Below are 4,851 nucleotides of genomic sequence, written 5' to 3'. Positions count from 1 at the left end.
GAGATCGTCTACAAGGAGGGCCGCCACCCCGGCGTCGAAGAGGGTGCCGACATACCTGGGTGGGTGTCCGGGGCACCGGCCGGTGTCCGAGGACCGAGCGAGCTGTCGGAGGCACCGCACCCAGTGCGCCGGGAGCTACTGGTCCCTGATCTCACGGCCTTCGGTCCCGCGCTACAGCTCAGCGAGGCGAAGTTGCAGCGGTTCCGGGCCCGCCAGAAGTGGCTCAACAAGGACGGCCACGTCGTCGTCGACGCCCGCTACGGCTCGGCACCGCAGGCCGGGCTCGACGACTGCACCGCCTTCGTGCAGCACCTGCTGACCCACCAGCGCGAAGCACTGCTGAGCCCCCTCGTTCCCGCGTCCGTCGCTCACTTGGCCGGGGGTGGCACGGAGGAGCGGCTGAAAAGCGCCCTCAGCGGGCTGTTGGACACCGTCGATCACGCCTTGCGCACCAGCGACAGTCTGCGCAGCTGGGGCTACTACGCACTCACCCGTACCCGCATCGGGGCCGCCCTGGGCCAGAACGGGCCGCTGGGCGGCGACGACCTGAGAGCCCTTGCCAGCTCCCTGGAACGCAGTGCGGCCCCTGCCACCCACCGACGGCACGGCCTGAACGGTTCCCGCACTGTCTACACGGCGATCGGGCCGTGGCTGCGAGACGTCGACGGTGCCGAACCACTGCTGAGCGGAGTGGAATACGCCGTCTCGGTGTGCCGCGCCAACCTGGCGGTCGCGGACTTCGTCCGGGGAGACACGGACAACGGCATACGCGTCGGGAGCGACGTACGGATCACCCTTGATGACGACTTCCAGAACGGTGGCATTTGGCGGTCTCACCACCCGGGCTCGGAGGAAGCGGACGACAGTGATCCGCTGCGCCCAGCGGGACGCGGATGGCATGACACGGTGCATCCACCTGCGCTGCCCTGGCCTGTCGCGGTGGCGCACGCACAGAGCGGCGTCCCCCGGGAGGAACAGCCGGAAGACGAACGGTACGTCGATGCCGAACCTGCGGACACCCCGCTTGTGGATGGTGACCGGATCGGCCCGCCGAACTACCTGAGGATCAACGACAGCGAGGTCTGTTGGCAGACCCCGCTGCGTCTCGCCCACCTCATGGAGGACCGACTGCCGTTGAGCCCCAGGGTCCGGGACGGGTTGGCATATCTCGGCACGGATACCGTCTCCGTGCGCGTACGCCTGGAACTCAGCCATCCCGGCGGCGAGCTCGACGCGTCCGAGGAGGTCCAGGATGCGTTGCTGGATCTCACCGATGAGACCTGCATGCTCCGGAACGTCCAGTGGCCCATCGATTTCTTCCCCGGGCTGTGCCTGTACATCCAGTGGCCGCGCGGCGGCACCGTCTTCCGGGTCCACACCGTCGAATTGGAACACCCCGTCGACATCGACGGGCAACTCGTCGCGCACCGCTACGACCCGGGAGTGCTTACCCGGGAAGGAGCGCCGGGTAGTGACCGGGACGGTGACTCGTCCGCCGGCCTCGACACCCGGCGTCTCGTCCTGCGCACCGTACGACGCTTCGGCCGCCTCACGCCCGATGGACATGCTCTCCTTGACCGCGCTGCCCTCCCTCGAGGCGTCTACGGCACAACTCCCGCCCCCCATCAGGTCACCGCACTGGAGCAGGCCGTTGACGAGCTCCTCGCCGAACACCACCTGTACCCGGCCATCGGTAGCCGCGGTGCGGACGGCGAGCCCCACCACCCTGCCCGCGAGGATGAGCCGCCCATCGCCCTGATCGGTTACGCGCCGAACCCCTTGGTGGTGCCACAGCCGCACTCGGGTGCCGGTGCGCCGCCGCAGTTCCACGGCGTGGAGCACTTCGTCCGCGGCTTTCTGCGGAGGCTGCCCGCGGGCTCGAAGCCGACCGATGCCCAGCGCGCTGCCTACCGCGAGCATTGCCGCCACGTCGGAAAGGCGGACGGCTGGGAACTGCCACCCGGCTACACCTTCGTGACGGAACACTCTCGCCGGCGCTGACCCGCCCCGGCCGGACCGGCCGGGCATGCGCGCGCCGCACGCCGTACCCCCCGCATCCACATCACACGAATCAAGAGATCGGGACTGAATGACCGCCAGCTACGCCGTGGTCGCCAAACCACCGTCCTCCCCGCACGGCACATCGGATGGACTGCTCAAGGAGCTCGCCGTAACGCTCGACGGGCTCGGCCAGATCCTGGACGCCGCCCTCGACGACCTCACGGTCGGCGAGACGGAACTCGCGCTGAACTCCCTAGGGCCCAAGGACCGTCAGGCCATCATGCGGGGCCTCGGCTTCCGCAAGGTCGAGCCGCGGCGATTCGGGCGCGTGCTCAGCGAGCAGGTGCTCAAGCGGTTGCAGCGGGTGGAGCCGACCCACCACAGGCATGCCGTGTCCCATCTAACCGCCCGGATCATGAACGACATCGATCATGAGGTCGCTGAGCACGGGGTCGCCGGCACGAGCCCCGGTCTCGTGGACCGCTGGGGCGCGTGCCTGCTCCGCCTGGCGCTCTTCTCTCACCTCCAGGCTTCGGCGCACGACGCCCGACTGCTCGTCTGGGCCGCGGAACGCGACTGGTTCGGCATGGAGGCGGACGAGGCGGCAGTGGCTGCGGTACTCAAGGCCGCTCAGCAGGTAATCGACGCGACTCCTGGGTTCGACCACCTCCCCGCGCTGGACGAGGACGCGGCGGCTCAGGAACCACAGCCGACCGCTGCGGTCCCGGCTCCCCGGCGGCCCGATCACGTCTCGACTCCGGAACTGGCCGAGTCCTCAGCGCAGCAGGGAGAGCAGCTCCATGGCGAGGGGTGCTCCCTAGACGATCTGGCCTTGGCCGAGGAGGACCTCAAGCACGTCGTCGAGGAGGCACGGGGCGCCGCCAAACGCGTGCGCGCCGCGCTGCTTGACGGGTGCCCGCCCACCGACACAGATTTGGTGCCGCTCGCTACCGTCGCGCCGGCGTTCACCCACGTGCGGGGCGTCCTCTCCGCACTCGGCGTCACCGGGGTCACCGATCGCCTCACCGATGTCCTGACGTCGATCGACGAGGTTCGTGCACGCGTCGAACGGACGGAGAAGAACGCCGAGGCCCGTCACGTGGTGGAGACGGTAACGGCCCTAGGCTGCTCTCCGGGCAGTGCGGTGGCCGCGGTGATCGCGGACGCCAGGCAGAGCGCGGAGGCACTGCTCGCGAAGCAGGAGTGGGACGAACAGGACGAAGCGTGCGCACATATTCTCACGCTGCTGGTGCGCCTCGCTGGCATGAAGGACCGGTCCGACGCACAGCAGGAGATCATCGAGCTCCAACAGCAGTTGTCGGTCGCACATCCGCCGTACGCTGTGGCCGCCGTCCTGTACCAGCAGATCACGCTGACCGAGCACAGGACGCCCCGCCCCGACACGGCCGCTGCCCCGCAGGGCGAGGAATCCGCCGAGGTTCCCGAGGCGCCGGAACGGGCCGTATCCCCGGAGGCGGTCGCCACCGCGCAGGCTGACACCGGCGTGCCTGAGACGCAGGACCACAGCACCGCCGATTCCGTCCCGGCCGAGCGACCTCCCCGGTCCGCCGACACCGCCGAGCAGAAGCCGGCGCCGGAACGGCGGGTCTTCGCTGCTACCGCAGTGACCCCGGCCGTCGACACCACCACGGATGCAGCCGACGGCACGGGAACGAAGGGCATCGAACCCGTCCTCGCCCGGCTCATCGCCGAGAAGCGCTTCGGGCTTGCCGCCCACCTGTCGCAGGCCGCCGACCGCCCGGACACCGAGTCCGCGGTCCTTCGCCTGGCCGCCGCGGCGACACTGCTGCACTCCAGGACCGGCCGAGCGGCTCAGGTTATCGAGGAGGCGCTACACGAGTGGGAGGCCCGTAAGGAGAGCGACAGCGACGCGCTCTCCCTGCTCCTGCTGCCCACGCTGGTCCGGGCAGCCCTCGTGACGGGCGCACCCGTGGTCGGTGCGCAGCTGAGGGCGCTCACTCCGCAACTGCCCGATGCCCTGCACGAGGTGGCCGCCACGGTGGCTGAACGTGCATTGCAGGGCGCACTGCTCATCGCGCCGCCCCATGCCGTTGTCGCCGATGTCTCCCACACCGAGGGCGAGCTGCGCGCGGCCGTGGACGCCTGCCAGGCTTTGCTCACCGTACCTCGGTTGCGTTTCCAACGGGCCAGCGCCATGGTGCAGCGCTGGCTGGCGCCGACCGGCCCGCTCGGCAGCGTGCTGACTGCCATCGTGGCCGCGGCCCCGGACGCCGAGTACCTGGCCGACGAGCTGCTGGAGAAACTCGTCCGCCGAGCTCAGGTCGAGGCGGCGATCGACGAGATGGACGCTGTGCTGCGTGGGCCGGGCGGTCGTGGCATCCAGGGGTCGGGCCGCAACAACGTCCGCCACTGCCTCGAGCGCGTCCGGGACGCCGTACGACAGTGGCGTGCGGTCAAGCGCGACCTGGAAGCAGGACGTGCGGAGGAGAACGTATGGGCGTTCCAAACCGTCGCATCCCTGCGCCTCTCCCTCCTTGGCCTGCGCGAACGGGTCGCCGACGACCTCACCGCGGCCGAACGCAGCTCCGATGTCCTGGCGAAAGCCACTGCCTACGTGGCGCGGGACCTGTTTGCCGAGGTGTTCGACGGGCTGGATGTGAACAGTCGACCGGTCGAGACGGGAGCCGAGCCGGACGTTCAGACGGTTCTGGACGCCGAGCTCCACAAGGCGGAGCCGGCCGTGCCGGGCGAGAAGCCGACCTTGCACGGCTTGCTGAAGGCAGTGGACCGAACCTGGGACGACGCGATCGAGCAGCAGCTCGCCCATGAATAATTAGGCGTGATGCACACGATCTAGTATGTTGCTGA

The 4,851-nt window shown here is 69.5% G+C and carries 2 protein-coding genes; both read left to right on the top strand.

Translation table 11 applies throughout. The features are described from left to right. A partial coding sequence (locus ACQKIP_RS39775; RefSeq protein ID WP_427745280.1) for a hypothetical protein occupies positions 1-2,001 on the top strand: 2,001 nt, incomplete at its 5' end. 88 nt (positions 2,002-2,089) lie between these two features. Further along, positions 2,090-4,816, top strand: a complete 2,727-nt coding sequence (locus ACQKIP_RS39770) for a hypothetical protein (protein WP_427745279.1) — start codon at positions 2,090-2,092, stop codon at positions 4,814-4,816. Positions 4,817-4,851 lie beyond the last annotated feature (35 nt).

Source organism: Streptomyces sp. NPDC059900, from assembly GCF_050270335.1.
In the GTDB taxonomy this organism is placed as follows: domain Bacteria; phylum Actinomycetota; class Actinomycetes; order Streptomycetales; family Streptomycetaceae; genus Streptomyces.
This window is presented reverse-complemented; position numbering and strand designations above follow the sequence as displayed.